This is a genomic window from Shewanella sp. DW31 (assembly GCF_015767295.1).
Classification (GTDB): Bacteria; Pseudomonadota; Gammaproteobacteria; order Enterobacterales; family Shewanellaceae; genus Shewanella; species Shewanella oncorhynchi.
Genome location: NZ_JADWMP020000010.1, coordinates 127,246 through 142,566 on the forward strand (window position 1 = coordinate 127,246; position 15,321 = coordinate 142,566).

The following is a 15,321-nucleotide window of genomic DNA, read 5'->3' on the forward strand; positions in this document are numbered from 1 at the left end:
TCAAGAAAATGCAAACGCGATAGTCGATGTATTTCCCTTCACTTGTTATTGCATTGTTTAAAAATCAAATACTCGCTTCACAACAAATACGACTTAACTACTAGGACAACTAGACTAGCCCCCTTAAATAAAAACACGTCAATAAACATATAAAATCTATTTAATCAATACGATATAAATACAGCTATCATTTACCTTCCGTTAATCCTTTCTAGAATAAATACCCGTTTGGCCAATTGCGACATATTAACGGGACTCGTATCTTCAGGTCTGAATTTGGGATGCAAGTTACTTTAAGCAGCCCAAGATATTTGATGCAAGGAGTCACCCGTGCCAAATACCTCTATACGCTTTTTGGTGCCTCTGATCTTGCTTTGTAGTTGTATGACTTCAGCACAAGAGCTGAATGTCAACGAGTTACCCGTAACCCTTCAGGCATTACTGGAACGTTCCGGTCGCGATAACCTTATCGAGCTGGTTCAACAAGGCACTGCCAACCAAGGATTACTGTTCCAGTCAGGCAGCGATAACAAGGCCGATGTAACACAAGTGGGCAATGATAACGATGCGCTAATCACACAGATTGGTTCAAACAATGAAGTCCAACTACTGCAAGTCGGCAGTCAAAATACGGCTTCAGTGACACAAATTGGCAATGACAATCTCGTGCAACTGAACCAACTAGGAAGCGGCAACTTTTCGATTCAACAGATTGCGGACGGTGCTGCAATCTCAATAACTCAATATTAAACAGGGAGCGTCACATGAAATCACAAGCTAAAAAATCACTTATTGCTTTGGCCATTGCAACAGGTTTAAGCGGTCAAGCTTTTGCTGCCAGTACAGTGAGCGAAATTAGCGTAGTACAGTCAGGCCAAGCCCAAGACACTTTAGTCTCACAAACGGGTGGCCTTAACGCTGCTGCGGTTGTGCAAACAGGTACAGATCAAACCGCAACCGTCATCCAAGACGGTGTGTGGCATGAAGCGGCTATTAATTCAACGGGTGATGATAACAAGGTCCAAATAACGCAACAAGTTGACTGGCATGTGGCAAGTGCAAATGTTGTAGGTGACAACAACAATGTAAATGTGTCGCAAGATGGTTTCTTTAACCAAAGCAGTAGCGATGTTACTGGCAACGATAACACTGTATTCGTTAACCAATTAGGCGAAGTCAACGAAAGCCAAGTTGAAATCACTGGCGCTGAAAACAGCGTGTTTGTTGAGCAAGAAGGCGATGCTAACTTTGCAGTTTTTCGCGTTGAAGGCAGCAACAACGACGGTAAAATCACACAAATCGGTGACAACAACCAAGCGGGTTTAATCGCTCTCGACTTAACCGCTAACGTGGGTAACAACAACGACGTTTCTGTTAATCAAGCGGGTAACAACAACTTTGGCGCGGCTAAGGGTATTGCAGGCGACAACAACAAAGTAGACATGGTCCAAAAGGGTGATAACCATGTAGGCTTCGTTTACGCACTGGCGGGCAGCAAAAACGATATTTCAATGGATCAAAAAGGTACCGGCAACACGGCTTATCTTGCTATGACTACGGGTGATGACAACAGTGTCGATATTACCCAAAATGGCAGCGGCAACACTATCGGTGATACTTTAGTGGCCGATATCCAAGGTGATGATAACGATATTACTATCACTCAAAAAGGCGATGTCAACGGTGCAGAGTTCCAAGTATGGGGCGATAGCAACGACGTTGACTTGAAACAAAAAGGCGATGCGAACTTCGCAACCTTTGGTGCATACGGTACAGATAATGACTTCGATTTATCCTCTAAAGGCGATAACAACGAAATCATTGCCTTCGCTGATGGTGAAGATAACAGTATTGAAGTTAGCCAAGAAGGCGATGAGAACTTTGCTTATGTAGATGCCGTGGGTAGCGATAACGAAGTTGATGTTGAGCAAGATGGCGCTGAGAACGAAACATTGATTTCTGTTGCTGGCAACAACAATGCCGATGTCAGCGCACTTCAAAGTGGCGATCTTAACGTTATTGACCTGATTATTGAAGGTGATGAAAACACCGCGCAAATTACTCAATCAGGTAACGGTAACTGGGTAGGCGGCGATAACGACACTTCATTTGCTTCAAATTCATTTGGCGTTAGCGGTGACAATAACAGCCTGTCAATCACTCAAACGGGTAATGACAACTTAGTGTTAGGTTCTCAAGCGGGCACTAACAACAGCATCAACGTGAACCAATCAGGCAATATGAACGTTGCCACTGTAGTGCAATACTAGTCAATACTGTTAAACCACCACAGCTAAACTCTTTGGTGGTGGTTTATAAAAAGGGTGTTAAACAAAAAGCGGGAATGTTTAAATAAACATTCCCGCTTTTCTATGTTGATATGCTAGTAATCATTAACATTAACCACTCACAGCGAAAAGCTAACGACCAATATCTTTAACTGACTAACTGCACAGCTCAAAGTGAGTTTGATAGGTTTGCGCCCAACGTAAAAGCTCAACCCGATTACGAGACTGGGTCTTGCGGAAAATAGAAGAAATATGTGCCTTCACTGTATGTTCGCTGATACATAACCTATGAGCGATTTCTTTATTTCTCGCACCACTCGATACGAATTGAATGATAGTGCGTTCACGGGATGTCAGCATCTGCAGCATAGCTACAGTATCAGAGGGCATTTCATTATTACCTTCTAACTTTTGTACAACACGGCGGAACATTTTGCTTAGTAAAGTTCTATCGTACCAAAGTTCCTCTGCCACCATTTTACGTAAACCCGTTAACATCAGATCCATACGTTGATCGGCAAATAAAATACCTCGAATGCCGAGTAACATTGCAGATTCTTGGTCTAAGGAGTCACGCTCAACTTGATACAGCGCCACAGGAAAATGTGACACTAATCGCGAAGCTAACAGAGGTATCCCTTTGTTATCTAATGCTGAACCTTTTTGGGTGATCAGATAAAAACTACGGCGACTCTTGTCTAAATCCAGTTCAGCCGCATGCTTTACTATACGCGTTTTCAAACCAATGGATTCAGCGAGTAACGCTAAATGACATGGCGCGGCCATTTGGTGTAAAAAAACCAATTCATTAATTGTGCTCAATGACTCTCCTCCCTGAAAAGTATTCTCTATTGCAAAATGGTATGTTTGACTCGTCTTTTTAGTTAGATTTTTCAACATTCCATTAACCTAGTTAATTCTGACTAGTTAACGATTGAAAAACATCACCCAAATGTACTATTCCCTGTTTAATGCTAGTAGGTTCGACTAACTCACCACAATAAAATGGAATAACAGTCAAAAATACCGTTTTACTTGGCCAACGCCCAGCACCTAATACTTTCCAACTATGACGTTATCAACCCAAAGTTGCAACACAAAGAAAACACAATAACAACACTAAAGTATGACAACTCAATGTCATCACACTCACACCATACATTTCAGGGAAGAAAGTCTTACAACTCGAACAGAGAGCATCACCCACTTTTAGCCGCTAAATCCTCTGCTTGAGTCTCGCGATTTGTTTATCTTGAAAACGAGACAGTAAAGCTAACGCGACAATTGCGCCAATGAGGGCAAGAAACATGTCGGATTGGGTATCCCATACATAGCCTTGAGTCCCTAAAAAGGCTTCAGCCCCTTCGCCGGTTGCCACGGCAACCCACCATTCGATCAGTTCATAAAACGCCGAAAAAGCGAGCACAAAACAAGTGGCAAGAAACGCACACCAAGCCCCAGGTTTGACAGCTTGATTACGCAACATAATTTCACGGGCCAGCATGGCTGGGATAAAACCTTGCGCAAAATGACCCACTTTATCGTAATTATTACGTTCTGAACCCATCCAATCGGCAATCGTGTCGAATAACGGCACTTCAGCGTAAGTATAATGAGCGCCTACAAACAACACACAGCAGTGTATTAAGACGAGAAAATACACTAAAGGTGTTAGTGGAAAACGTTTACGAGTAAAGAATAAAATCGGTACAGCAATCAATGCAGGCAAGGCTTCGAGCCACCATGTGAAAGGATCTGCGGGTTTTATCGCCGACCACACCAAAACTGAGAGGTAAATACCGCACCATGCGATTTTGTTATTCAATGTTTCTTCCTCTTATGCGATATTGTTCTAAATTTAGAATATTAACTTTAGCCATCTAGCCCTCCACACTGAGCAAAAAAAGTGCTACTTTGGTGGGTGAAGGTTGTGAGCATATCATAAGAAACATTTCTATTAATTAGAGGGTACCCATATCATGGCGAAACATTCGCTGGACAAGGATAAGATCAAGATCCTGCTGTTGGAAGGCGTCCACCAATCTGCGGTCGATGTATTTGAACGTGCGGGATACACCAATATCGAATACCACAAAGCTTCCTTAAGCGATGAAGCCTTACTTGAGTCCATTAAAGATGCGCATTTTGTGGGACTTCGTTCGCGTACCCAATTAACTGCTGAGGTGCTGAAACGTGCCGAGAAGTTAATCGCGATTGGATGTTTCTGTATTGGAACCAACCAAGTTGACCTTGCCACCGCCGAATCCCTTGGTATCCCAGTATTTAACGCACCCTTCTCAAACACGCGCAGTGTTGCAGAACTCGTGATTGGCGAAATCATTATGTTGATGCGGGGTATCCCTGAACGCAACGCTATCGCTCACCGTGGCGGCTGGATGAAAACCGCAGCGGGCAGCTATGAAGTGCGTGGTAAAACCTTAGGTGTGATTGGTTACGGCCATATTGGTACTCAGCTTGGCATTCTGGCGGAAACCTTAGGTATGCGCGTCGTGTTCTTCGATATCGAAGACAAACTGCCACTAGGTAACGCACAACAAGTCCATTCGTTGGAACTCCTATTAGCACAAGCTGATGTAGTAAGCTTACATGTCCCTGAAACTCCACAAACAAAAGACATGATAGGCGCTGCCGAGTTTGCAGCAATGAAAAAGGGCAGCATCTTTATCAACGCATCACGCGGTACTGTAGTCGATATTGAAGCTTTAACCTTTGCGTTAAAAGAACGTCACCTCGCAGGTGCCGCAATCGATGTATTCCCCGTTGAACCACAATCGAATGACGATGAATTTATCAGTCCTCTACGCGGTTTAGACAATGTTCTCCTCACGCCGCACGTCGGCGGTAGCACGGCCGAAGCCCAAGAAAACATTGGTATTGAAGTCGCGGGTAAGCTCGCTAAATACTCAGACAACGGCTCAACCGTTTCTGCGGTTAACTTCCCTGAAGTGTCATTACCAACGCATAAAGGCACCTCGCGCTTGCTGCATATTCACCAAAACCGTCCGGGCGTGTTGATCAAGATCAACCAAGCCTTCTCGGAAAAAGGCATCAACATCGCCGCCCAATATTTGCAGACCACCGCAGAAATTGGTTATGTCGTGATGGAAGTCGACACAACTCAAGCGGAAGAAGCCTTAGTTGAACTCAAAGCCATTGAAGGTACATTGCGTACCCGCGTGCTGTTTTAAACTTTAAACTCCACTCGCTTTAAGCCTATCGACTAAAGCACACATATTAAGGCGGACAGATCATTCACAGATATGTGCGCCTTATGCTTTTGAGCCAACTGGAATTCCGTTACAATCTAGCCTCTCACATCGTCTTCATTTTCAGGATCTCGCTATGACTATTTCAGTTTCTACGCCCCATTGGGATCTGGACGCTACCTTGCCTCCACTTATGCTTGCCAACTTATCTCATTTGGGCCTCATCAAAGTCGTTGGAGAACAAGGCCGCAGTTTTATCCATGGCCAAGTGACCACAGACATCAGCTCATTGGCCACAGATCAATGGCGCTGGGGCGCGCATTGCGATCCTAAAGGTAAAATGCTGGCCAGTTTCAGAACCTTTGCCATTCAAGATGCACTCTTTATGTTGATGCCAAAGGATGCCATCGAAGTCGATTTACCCCAGTTACAAAAATATGCCGTGTTTAGTAAAGCCACCTTAAGCAATGCATCCGCTGAGTGGACTCTGCTCGGGGTTGCCGGTGAACAGGCAAGCCAATTTGTGAAACAGCATTTTGGTGATATTCAGCAAGAACTCACACTCATTGAAAATGGTGCGATTTTAAAAGACGCTGAACGTTTTATTTTAGTATTAACACCAAATGCCGCAGCAGCTTTAGTTGCGCAATCGGAACTGAGTGTATTTGACGCCAGTGCATGGCAAGCGTTAGAGATTGCAGCAGGTTACCCCAACCTTGCCGCCAGCCATGCCAGTCAGTACGTACCGCAGATGTGTAATCTACAAGCGGTTAACGGTATCAGCTTCAATAAGGGCTGTTACATGGGACAAGAAACCATAGCGCGAATGAAATATCGCGGTGGTAATAAACGCGCCCTGTATATCTTACGTGGCCACACTGAGCAGCAAATCAGCCTAGAGTCTGGCCTTGAAATCGCGATGGAAGACAGTTTCCGTCGTGGAGGCCAAATCATTGAGTTTGTGCAGCGTGGCAATCAAGTCTTGTTAACCGCCGTACTTCCTAATGACACGGCTAATGATACTCAGCTACGTTTTGCCGACGATGAACAATCACATTTAACGATCCAAGCTCTGCCCTACTCATTAGATGAAGCGTAATGCTTTGATTTAATATGATGAGTATAAAATATTAAAGCAGAATAAAGGCGCCAATGGCGCCTTTATCTTAGTCAATGCACTTCGAGCATCAATTTTCTAAATAAGTATCTCGAATGGCAATTGCTTCTGGCAGGATTTGCTTGAACTCCTCCACCAGCTTAGGATCGAAATGTTTTCCCGCTTGATTTTCAAATAGCTCCATAGTTGCTTCAATCGTCCAAGCCTGCTTGTAAGGCCGTTGCGAAGTCAGCGCATCGAACACATCCGCAATCGCGGTGATACGCCCTTCAAGGGGGATTTCTTCGCCTACCAAGCCATTGGGGTAACCTGAACCATCCCACTTCTCATGGTGAGTTAAGGCGATACGACGGGCCATTTGCAATAACGGATCGCTATGTTCACCAATAATTTCTGCACCTATGGCGGCGTGCTGCTGCATAATTTCCCATTCCTGCGCATCAAGTTTCCCTGGCTTTTTCAGCACAGCATCGAGCGTACCGATTTTACCAATATCGTGCATAGGCGCCGCATTAAAAATCAAGTCACAAAAGGTCGTTGGCAAGCCGAGCTTTACCGCTAATATGCGGGCGTAATGGCTCATACGCACAACATGTAGACCCGTCTCGTTGTCCTTGTATTCAGCGGCACGGCCAAGACGACGGATAATCTCGAAACGGGTTTCTTCTAATTCGTGAGTACGAACTTTAACTTGTTGTTCGAGTAGACGTTTTTGATCATAAAGCGCAAGATGTGTTTTAACCCGCGCTTTAACGACAGGCGCACTGACAGGCTTAGTAATGTAATCCACCGCACCCAATGCAAAACCTTGGGCTTCATCAGCAATTTCAGATAAGGCGGTCACGAAGATCACCGGAATATGGCTGGTCAGCGGCTCTTGCTTTAGCAGCTTGCAGACTTCATAGCCATTCATACCTGGCATCATGACATCGAGCAGAATTAAGTCAGGCCGCGACTTTGTCACTAACGCTAATGCCCTTGGTCCATCGATCGCCACTTTGACTTTGTAATCATCACCTAGAATACCAATCAAAATATCGATATTCTCAGGTGTGTCATCGACGACTAATATTGTTGCTTTTTCCATTAACAACTCCACTCAATGTCACACATTATAAATTCGCGCTACCGCTTTCTATCCTAACTGTGTAATCACATCGTCAATTAAGTCGATTGCCTCATCAAACTGGTACTGATTAATCATAGACAAGGCAGGGCTTAACGCTTGCCACATCGCACTACTCACCTTCGGCTTTAACGCATCAATTTTTGCCACAGCACTAGCATCGGCTTCATCTAGATTCTGACGTAAGACCCGTAATGCGGCTCTCAAGTCCTCATCTGATAGCAAGTCCACCGCTTGGGGCTCGGCTTGATTCACTATCACAGGCTTAGCCTGTTCAATCGCATCGCAGATAGAGGCCACTAGCGGTTGAATTTGAACTAACTCATCTTCATAAGGCGCTTTCTCTGTTAAATGCAACTCAAGCAAACGTGCTAATTCCACCAATTTTGCCGAACTTAAATTACCCGCTAAGCCTTTAAGGGTGTGGGCGATACGCACCGCATCTTCGACTTGATTCGCCGCGATGGCTTTGCGAACCTGCTCCACCACATTACGTTGACTGCTCACGAAACGATCAAAGATTCGTTGATAAAGACGCGTCGAATGCTGCACCAGTTGCAAACCTCTATCAATATCCAACTCAGGGTGTTCTGGCCACTTGAGCAATACCGTTTTATCAGCGCCATTGCTGACTTCCCCCTGTGCGCTGGACGAAGTTAACTGAGTTGAGGCTTCCGCCCTTATCGCTGCAGAAATTCCAGAAGAAGATCCGAGGTATTTCAATAGGGTTTGATAGAGCACATTCACTTCTATGGGCTTGGCAATATGGTCATTCATCCCAGCCCGAAGACACATATCTCTATCACCAGCCATCGCATTCGCAGTCATAGCAACGACAGGTAAATTTGCCAACTCAGGCCTTTTCCTTATCGCTTTAGTGGCTTGATAACCATCCATCACTGGCATTTGGCAGTCCATTAACACTAAATCGAAATGCTGTTGGGATAGCTTATCTAAGGCAATTTGGCCATTGGTCGCGATGGATAAAATAATCCCCACTTGCTCTAAAAACTCGCTGGCGACTTCGAGATTCATCTCGTTATCTTCCACTAATAAGATACGCTTCCCTTGAAGTGGTAATAATAACTGCGGAGCCAGCTCTTCAGTGCGGCGTCTTACTGGCAATATGCCTTCACGGCCAATCGCATTCATTATGCCATCGAGCATGCGTGAGGCGCTGATGGGTTTACTGATGTACCCCGCCAGTGCTAATTGCTCAATTTGAGTGATAAATTCATGATTCGCATGGGCGGATACCATCAAGATCTTAGGCTGAGACTTAGCCTGTAGTTGGATCTGACGGGCGGTTTCTAACCCGTCCATATTGGGCATTTTCCAATCGATTAATGCCACTTCATAGGTCTGCAGTAAACAGCGGCTTATTGCTTCTTCACCTGAACGAACCGTATCGACTCTAAAGCCCATACTTTCGAGCGTTGTACGCATTATGTCTCTGGCGGTCGCGTTATCATCTACCACCAGCACAGACATGCCCTCAAGCTCTTGCTCAAGCACTAATTTTTGGCCCTCGGAAATTTGTAACTTCACAGTGAAATAGAAGGTGCTGCCATGACCAAATTGACTTTCGACACCAATATTGCCCCCCATGAGTTCAACGAGTTGCTTGCAAATAGCCAAGCCTAAGCCTGTACCACCGTATTTACGGGTGGTTGAAGTATCCGCTTGGGTAAAGGATTTAAATAATTTTGCTTGCTGCTGCTCAGTTAAGCCTATGCCGCTGTCACGCACACTAAAACGCAGCACGACATCATCATCTTGCTGCTCAACTAAGCTTAGCGACAATAACACCTCACCCCGTTCGGTGAACTTAATGGCGTTATTCATCAAGTTAATCAACACTTGGCCTAAGCGTAGCGAATCACCATATAAATAACGCGGCACGTTAGGGGCGACTGCAAATAACAATTCAATCTGCTTGTGGGCGGCTTTCTCAGAAAACATATCGCTGAGATCTTCCAGCATAGTATCGAGCTGAAATGGCACAGATTCTATGTCGAGCTTACCCGCTTCAATCTTAGAGAAATCCAGAATGTCATTGATAATAGACAGTAAAGACTGCGATGCCCGCTCAATCTTCTCCACATAATTCTTCTGTTTTTTATCTAATTCGGTCTGTAAGCACAGCTGGGACATGCCGATAATGGCATTCATTGGGGTGCGTATTTCGTGGGACATATTCGCCAAGAAGTCACCCTTGGCTTTACTGGCAGCATCGGCTTGCTCTTTGGCAAGTAACAGTTCATCGGAGAGCAATTTAAGCTCTGTCATATCGACCATACTGATCACAGCCGATTCAAATTGTCCTTGTGCATCTAACAGTGCCGACACATTGACCGTCATCCATAAAGGCGCACCAGAAGGACGAATAAAGCTTCTCTCGCCACGATAATGGTCAATTTTGCCACCGACCAATTCCTTAAATTGCGCCTTGGCGATATGCTTATCTTGCGCGCTAAGGACCTCAAAAATTGCGGTATTGCGTAAACTCTCCCGAGACCGCGCCATATCAGCACAGAATTGGTCATTACAATCTAAGATAACGCCTTTAACATCCACATTGACGATACCAATGGTCGCACCATCGAACAGTGCCTTAAAGTGCGCTTCACTGAGGGCTAACTCTTGTTCTATGCTCTTGCGTTGGGTAATGTCCATTACATACCCATTCCAAGTAATAGCGCCATCCTCCTCTATATGGCCGCTCGCACCCGCTTCCATCCAACGTATGCTGCCATTGGGATGGCGATAACGAAACTCGCGGATCCATTAAAACCTATCTTCACTCTTACCTGAAAGTGCCCGCACGACGTCCGGCCTTTCGTCATCAAAAATCCGCTCAGCTATGGTGTCAAAATTACTAATAAGATCATCACGATGTAGCCCCAGCATTTTCATTGCCGCACCAGAGAGAAAGGTAAATCTGCGATCAGTAGGCGAGTGCCACAACAATTGGTACACGGTACAAGGAATAGACTCTGTAATATTGGTCAATTGCAGGCGCGAAGCCTCCAACTGCCCTATAGCAAGCTTACTCTCTGTGATGTCATCAATACTGCCATCGAACCAAAGTGGAACGCCCTCTTCGGTATAACTTGCCTTACCTTTCTCATGTACCCAGCGCACACTGCCATCGCGGTGGCGAATACGATATTCCACTTCAAAGGTTTCTTGCTGCGCGAGCGCTCTATCAATATGCAAATGACATGTAGGCCTGTCCTCCTCTAAAATCAGCGAAGCAAAAGTACGTTGGCGATTTTCAATAAACTGACTCGCTGCATAACCCGTAATCTCAGCAATATTGTCACTGATATATTCCATGAACCATACATCCCCGATGCGAGTCCGATAAACGGCGCCGGGAATATTAGTCACTAAGCCACGAAAACGCTGTTCGCTATCACGGATCTTCTGCTCAACGGCCAGTTTTTGTGTCATATCGCGTATTGAAGCCGCCACTTGCCTTTGTCCATCAAAGGCAGGGGGAAGAATACTCAGCGCTATTTCCGCAATAAATTCATTACCATCGGCTTTTAACGCCCGTACATGACGGGCATTTGCCATGCCTCTATCGCGGCCTTCGCGCAGGAATGTTTGCCGCTCAAGTACATGCCCGTTTCCTAACTCTTGCGGCAATAACGCCTCAACCTGCAAACCCAACATAGCGCCCGTTTCGTATCCAAAGAGCTGCTGACAGCGACTGTTAGTAAAGACGATTTTCCCCAATTCGTCGACGATGAGCATGGCCTCTGGAGCGGCTTCTAGTACGGCATTTGACCAGACTGCCGCTGAAAACTGCTCAGTAACATCGGTAAATAACATCTCCACAGACATTAACTCACCCGTATCTGATAATAACGGCTGCATAAACACATCGAGTCTTCTTAAATGCCCTTTTTCATCCAGCATTTCCACTTGGTGCGAAGGCACATTTTGGCCCTTTAAGGCCAAATCGGTATATTCCCAGTTCTTCTCATTGAGGGGATTAGCCGAGAAGAGCCTTTGATATTTGCGCTTGAGCAAATCAGGGGTAATCCCCAACACCTTTGTTACCCCCTCACTGACCTGGGCGAGTTGACCATTAGGTTCTAGGGAACAGTAAAAAGACTTTTCACTCATGCCATCAATTAGGCGCGCAAAGCGATTACCGCGGGAATCAAGAATGGCTTGTTCACGTTCTGCGAGTAATTCCGCCATTTGATTGAAGGTAGTACTCAGCGTCACAATTTCACTCACGGCACCTTTAGGTACAATGAGCTGCTGAGTTTTACCCTGTCCAAAGGACAAGATACCCAACTCGAGTAGCTCTAGCGGCCGAGTTAACCGTTTCGCCGCGAGATAACAGGTCAGCAATAATAAGAGGGTTAATAAACTTAAATTAAGGATGATAGATGCTAGATCATCAAGCAGGGAGTTGAATAAATCTTGTTCTGGCGCTAATACAATCACACGCCACTTTAATTGCGGTACAGTCGCAATACTCGCAAGATAAACAACATCTTGGTTATCAACAAACCTTGTTTGACCATCAAGCCTTTTATCCTGTAGCGTCCAAAAATCGGCATTTTTATTCTTATCGAGCCACTGGGCTGAAGTCGTTGCCAGCACTTTTTCTTTATCTATATGATAAATAAGCCGCCCTTGATCGTCTAAAACCACCAGACGATTTGGTGCAATCCCCAATTGTTTTGGCAATTCATCTAAGGCTAAATCAACCGTGGCGACCCCAAAATAATTGCCTACCTCACCAAAAGGAGCCGAATAGGTCAACATCAGAATATTTCCCGCCCCCTCATCAAAGTATGCCTTTGACCAATAACCGTTCGCTTGATTGATAGCCTTACTCCACCAATCCCAAGTGCCATCGGTATAGTCGTAGCCTTCAGCGCCAATATCGAGGTAGTGTAAATCGTTACCACCACTTGTATCGCGGTAAACATAGGGGGAAAAGAGCTTTCGATTGGGGAAGGTATTAGGTTTAAACGCGACTGCGGAGCCAAAAAAATCAGGGTTACGTTTGACTCGATTCATCAAGACACTTTTAACACTCTCAGTGTCATTCATGTCTTCTTTACTTGACAAAAAACCAATAAAATCAGCAAGGCCTTGGGTGTTGGCCTGCGCATGCTCGAGCAGAAACTGCAGACGAGAAGCTGAATGACTCGCCTCTTGTGTCAAGCTATGGTACAGCCGATTCTCTGAGGAGATATAACTAAACCAAGCGTTTACACCATAGACACTCGCCATAATTAAAATGAGAGGCAAGGCTATGTGGGATAAAATCCTACTGCGAAAAGTACGAAGTTTACTTTTTTCCATGGCGTCGCCCTAAAGCCCCCCGATTTTATAAGCACTGCATTTAAAAATAGCACTTATAAAGTAAACGAAGAATTTAGTGGCGACAATGTCAAAGTTAAAATAATGTGAAGTAATTTATTGTTTTAAAAACACTAATAAGCCGTCTCTAAGAAGCCGTCTCTAATAAGCCGTCTCTAAGGTTTGATTAGGTAAGATACGAGCAAAATAGCTTTGGGTTTCGGCGATAATGATATGCCTCAAGCCCACAATGGCGATCAAGTTAGGGATAGCCATCAAACCATTAACCGTATCGGCCAACAACCAAATCACATCAAGTTTGATAAAAGCACCACCCGCAATCAGTACCAAAAACACCACTTGATACATGCGTAACCCGCGCTCACCGACTAAGTAATACCAACAGCGTTCACCATAATAATGCCAGCCCAAAATCGTGGTAAACGCAAAACACACTAGCGCAATCGTCACCAAATACTGACCCACAAGCGCTGAACCTCCCAGAGCAAAAGCAGCACTCGTCATAGCGGCACCTGCCGTCTCACCACTCCATACCCCAGTGATGATCAGCACTAACCCCGTCATAGTGCAAATGATAATGGTATCGAAGAAAGTACCCGTCATGCTGACGAGACCTTGCTCAACGGGTTCATTGGTCTTAGCGGCAGCGGCGGCAATGGGTGCACTACCTAATCCAGATTCGTTCGAGAACACACCGCGGGCAATACCGATTTGAATCGCCTGCGCGACTGTCGCCCCTAAAAATCCCCCCGCAGCTGAGAGTGGCGTAAAGGCAGATTCAATCACTAAAGCTAAGGCGGGTAAAATCTGCTCGGAGAAACCGACTAAGATCCACACGCAGGCCAACACATAACCAATCGACATCGCAGGCACAAGTTTTTGCGCCACATTTGAAATGCGCTTTACGCCACCCAAAGTGACTGCGGCAACTAACACAGTCAACACAGTCGCAGTCAACCAAGTCGGCACCTCAAAGGCAATCGTCAGCGCATCGCTGATGGCGTTAACCTGTGCAAAAGTACCGATACCGAAAAAGGCCACACCAACCCCAAAGAGAGCGAACAATTTCGCCATCCAAGGTAGACCAAGGCCGCGCTCGATATAATACATAGGGCCACCCGCAATCTGCCCACGAGCATCGGTGGTACGGTACTTTACCGCCAACATACATTCAGCATATTTTGTCGCCATGCCAAAAAATGCCGCCAGCCACATCCAAAATAACGCCCCTGGCCCGCCCATTTTTATTGCCGTCGCCACGCCGACAATATTACCGGTACCGATAGTGGCGGACAGCGCAGTACAAAGCGCGGCAAAGGAAGATAAATCCCCATGACCTTTGGCAGGTTTAAACAACAATCCCATCGCCATCGGCAGACGAAATACTTGGATAAGCTTGAGACGTACAGTGAGGTAAACCCCTGTACCCACTAGCAAACAAAGGGTAATTGGGCCCCAGACGATGCCATTAATACTGGCAAGTAAAGCTTGAAAACTCATGATATTCCTCGAATATTAAACAACAAAATTAATAAACGGAGGAGGAAAAGAAATGGCTGTGACGCGCCGCAGTCGGACGCTATAGCGAGCTATTTTGACCTAATCTCGGCCGAGAATCGCCTAAGCTGAACGCTAAAAGCGTAGCAAGCGAGAGCTCTACACGAGTGCTTTCAATAAGAGCAAAAGTGCTCCATCTCAAGCAAAAGAGTAAAAATAGCCCACGACGACAAACGACAGGGACTGTGCAGTCATCCTCTCCTCTGTCCTTTTGCCTGAGCGTTTCGCGTCGCAGGTTATACAATAACACCACGACACTTTCGCCTTCGGCGCCACCTGATTGCACAATGAGTGCAACTGGTAGTCTCTCCAGAGGCTCGTCCAGTAACAGTCCACGCCTATCGGCACCTGAAAGAGTGCTTTGTTTTCATAAGAAGACTCGCTTCTGTAAAACCAAAGTTGCCTCGTCGGTGTGGGGTCAATTCCCCACTCTCCTGCTACCTTCATCCGAACGGATTGCTAGATTGAGATTTACTCCCAAGCTAACAGGACGCACAGAATGCAACAAATGCGGCGTCAGCTCAAGCCGTTTGCTCACAGTTCGCGGAGGATTTAATCCAGTTGACTATTTTTACACCAAATGACGATTTATGTTTTGTTACTCCGTGGATGATCCTATTACAAGAAAAATCAGTATCTATCTGAATAGAA

8 protein-coding genes, 1 pseudogene and 1 riboswitch are annotated in these 15,321 nt (G+C 45.5%); of the genes and pseudogenes, 4 read left to right on the top strand and 5 right to left on the bottom strand.

Translation table 11 applies throughout. From position 1 onward, the window contains the following. Positions 1-330 precede the first annotated feature (330 nt). Entirely contained in the window at positions 331-750 is a 420-nt protein-coding gene (locus tag GWI56_RS10725; protein WP_105251518.1) for a curlin, read from the top strand. Between the two features lie 14 nt (positions 751-764). Continuing rightward, complete coding sequence (locus GWI56_RS10730) at positions 765-2,270, top strand: curlin (protein WP_168822495.1); 1,506 nt, start codon at positions 765-767, stop codon at positions 2,268-2,270. A gap of 174 nt (positions 2,271-2,444) precedes the next feature. On the opposite strand, the gene GWI56_RS10735 is transcribed toward GWI56_RS10730, so the two are convergent. Then, a complete protein-coding gene (locus tag GWI56_RS10735; RefSeq protein WP_014611267.1) occupies positions 2,445-3,110 on the bottom strand; it encodes a LuxR C-terminal-related transcriptional regulator in 666 nt (221 codons plus the stop codon). A 394-nt stretch (positions 3,111-3,504) separates the two neighbouring features. After that, positions 3,505-4,113 carry a DUF2238 domain-containing protein gene (locus GWI56_RS10740; RefSeq protein WP_105251516.1) on the bottom strand — a complete coding sequence of 203 codons (609 nt, stop codon included), beginning with the start codon at positions 4,111-4,113 and terminating at the stop codon, positions 3,505-3,507. A 154-nt stretch (positions 4,114-4,267) separates the two neighbouring features. Here GWI56_RS10740 and serA point away from each other — a divergent pair, with 154 nt between their 5' ends. Next, positions 4,268-5,497 carry a phosphoglycerate dehydrogenase gene (serA, locus tag GWI56_RS10745; RefSeq protein WP_198572883.1) on the top strand — a complete coding sequence of 410 codons (1,230 nt, stop codon included), beginning with the start codon at positions 4,268-4,270 and terminating at the stop codon, positions 5,495-5,497. 154 nt (positions 5,498-5,651) lie between these two features. Further along, positions 5,652-6,614, top strand: a complete 963-nt coding sequence (gene ygfZ / locus GWI56_RS10750; RefSeq protein ID WP_198572884.1) for a tRNA-modifying protein YgfZ — start codon at positions 5,652-5,654, stop codon at positions 6,612-6,614. 88 nt (positions 6,615-6,702) lie between these two features. On the opposite strand, the gene GWI56_RS10755 is transcribed toward ygfZ, so the two are convergent. The 3 genes and pseudogenes from GWI56_RS10755 to GWI56_RS10765 form a co-directional block, all read right to left on the bottom strand. Continuing rightward, a complete protein-coding gene (locus tag GWI56_RS10755) occupies positions 6,703-7,719 on the bottom strand; it encodes a two-component system response regulator (protein ID WP_198572885.1) in 1,017 nt (338 codons plus the stop codon). 48 nt (positions 7,720-7,767) lie between these two features. Beyond that, positions 7,768-13,095 (bottom strand): annotated as a pseudogene (locus tag GWI56_RS10760) (PAS domain S-box protein). Positions 13,096-13,254: 159 nt separating this feature from the next. Then, on the bottom strand, positions 13,255-14,613 hold the full coding sequence (locus GWI56_RS10765; protein WP_105251512.1) for a sodium:alanine symporter family protein: 1,359 nt from the start codon (positions 14,611-14,613) through the stop codon (positions 13,255-13,257). A gap of 250 nt (positions 14,614-14,863) precedes the next feature. Next, positions 14,864-14,993, bottom strand: a riboswitch (glycine riboswitch). Positions 14,994-15,321: the final 328 nt, after the last annotated feature.

What these genes read in the sequence shown, in the direction of transcription:
- GWI56_RS10755 (WP_198572885.1), bottom strand. Translation starts at nt 7,719, where the DNA reads ATGGAAAAAGCAACAATATTAGTCGTCGATGACACACCTGAGAATATC.
- ygfZ (WP_198572884.1), top strand. Translation starts at nt 5,652, where the DNA reads ATGACTATTTCAGTTTCTACGCCCCATTGGGATCTGGACGCTACCTTG.
- GWI56_RS10765 (WP_105251512.1), bottom strand. Translation starts at nt 14,613, where the DNA reads ATGAGTTTTCAAGCTTTACTTGCCAGTATTAATGGCATCGTCTGGGGC.
- GWI56_RS10730 (WP_168822495.1), top strand. Translation starts at nt 765, where the DNA reads ATGAAATCACAAGCTAAAAAATCACTTATTGCTTTGGCCATTGCAACA.
- serA (WP_198572883.1), top strand. Translation starts at nt 4,268, where the DNA reads ATGGCGAAACATTCGCTGGACAAGGATAAGATCAAGATCCTGCTGTTG.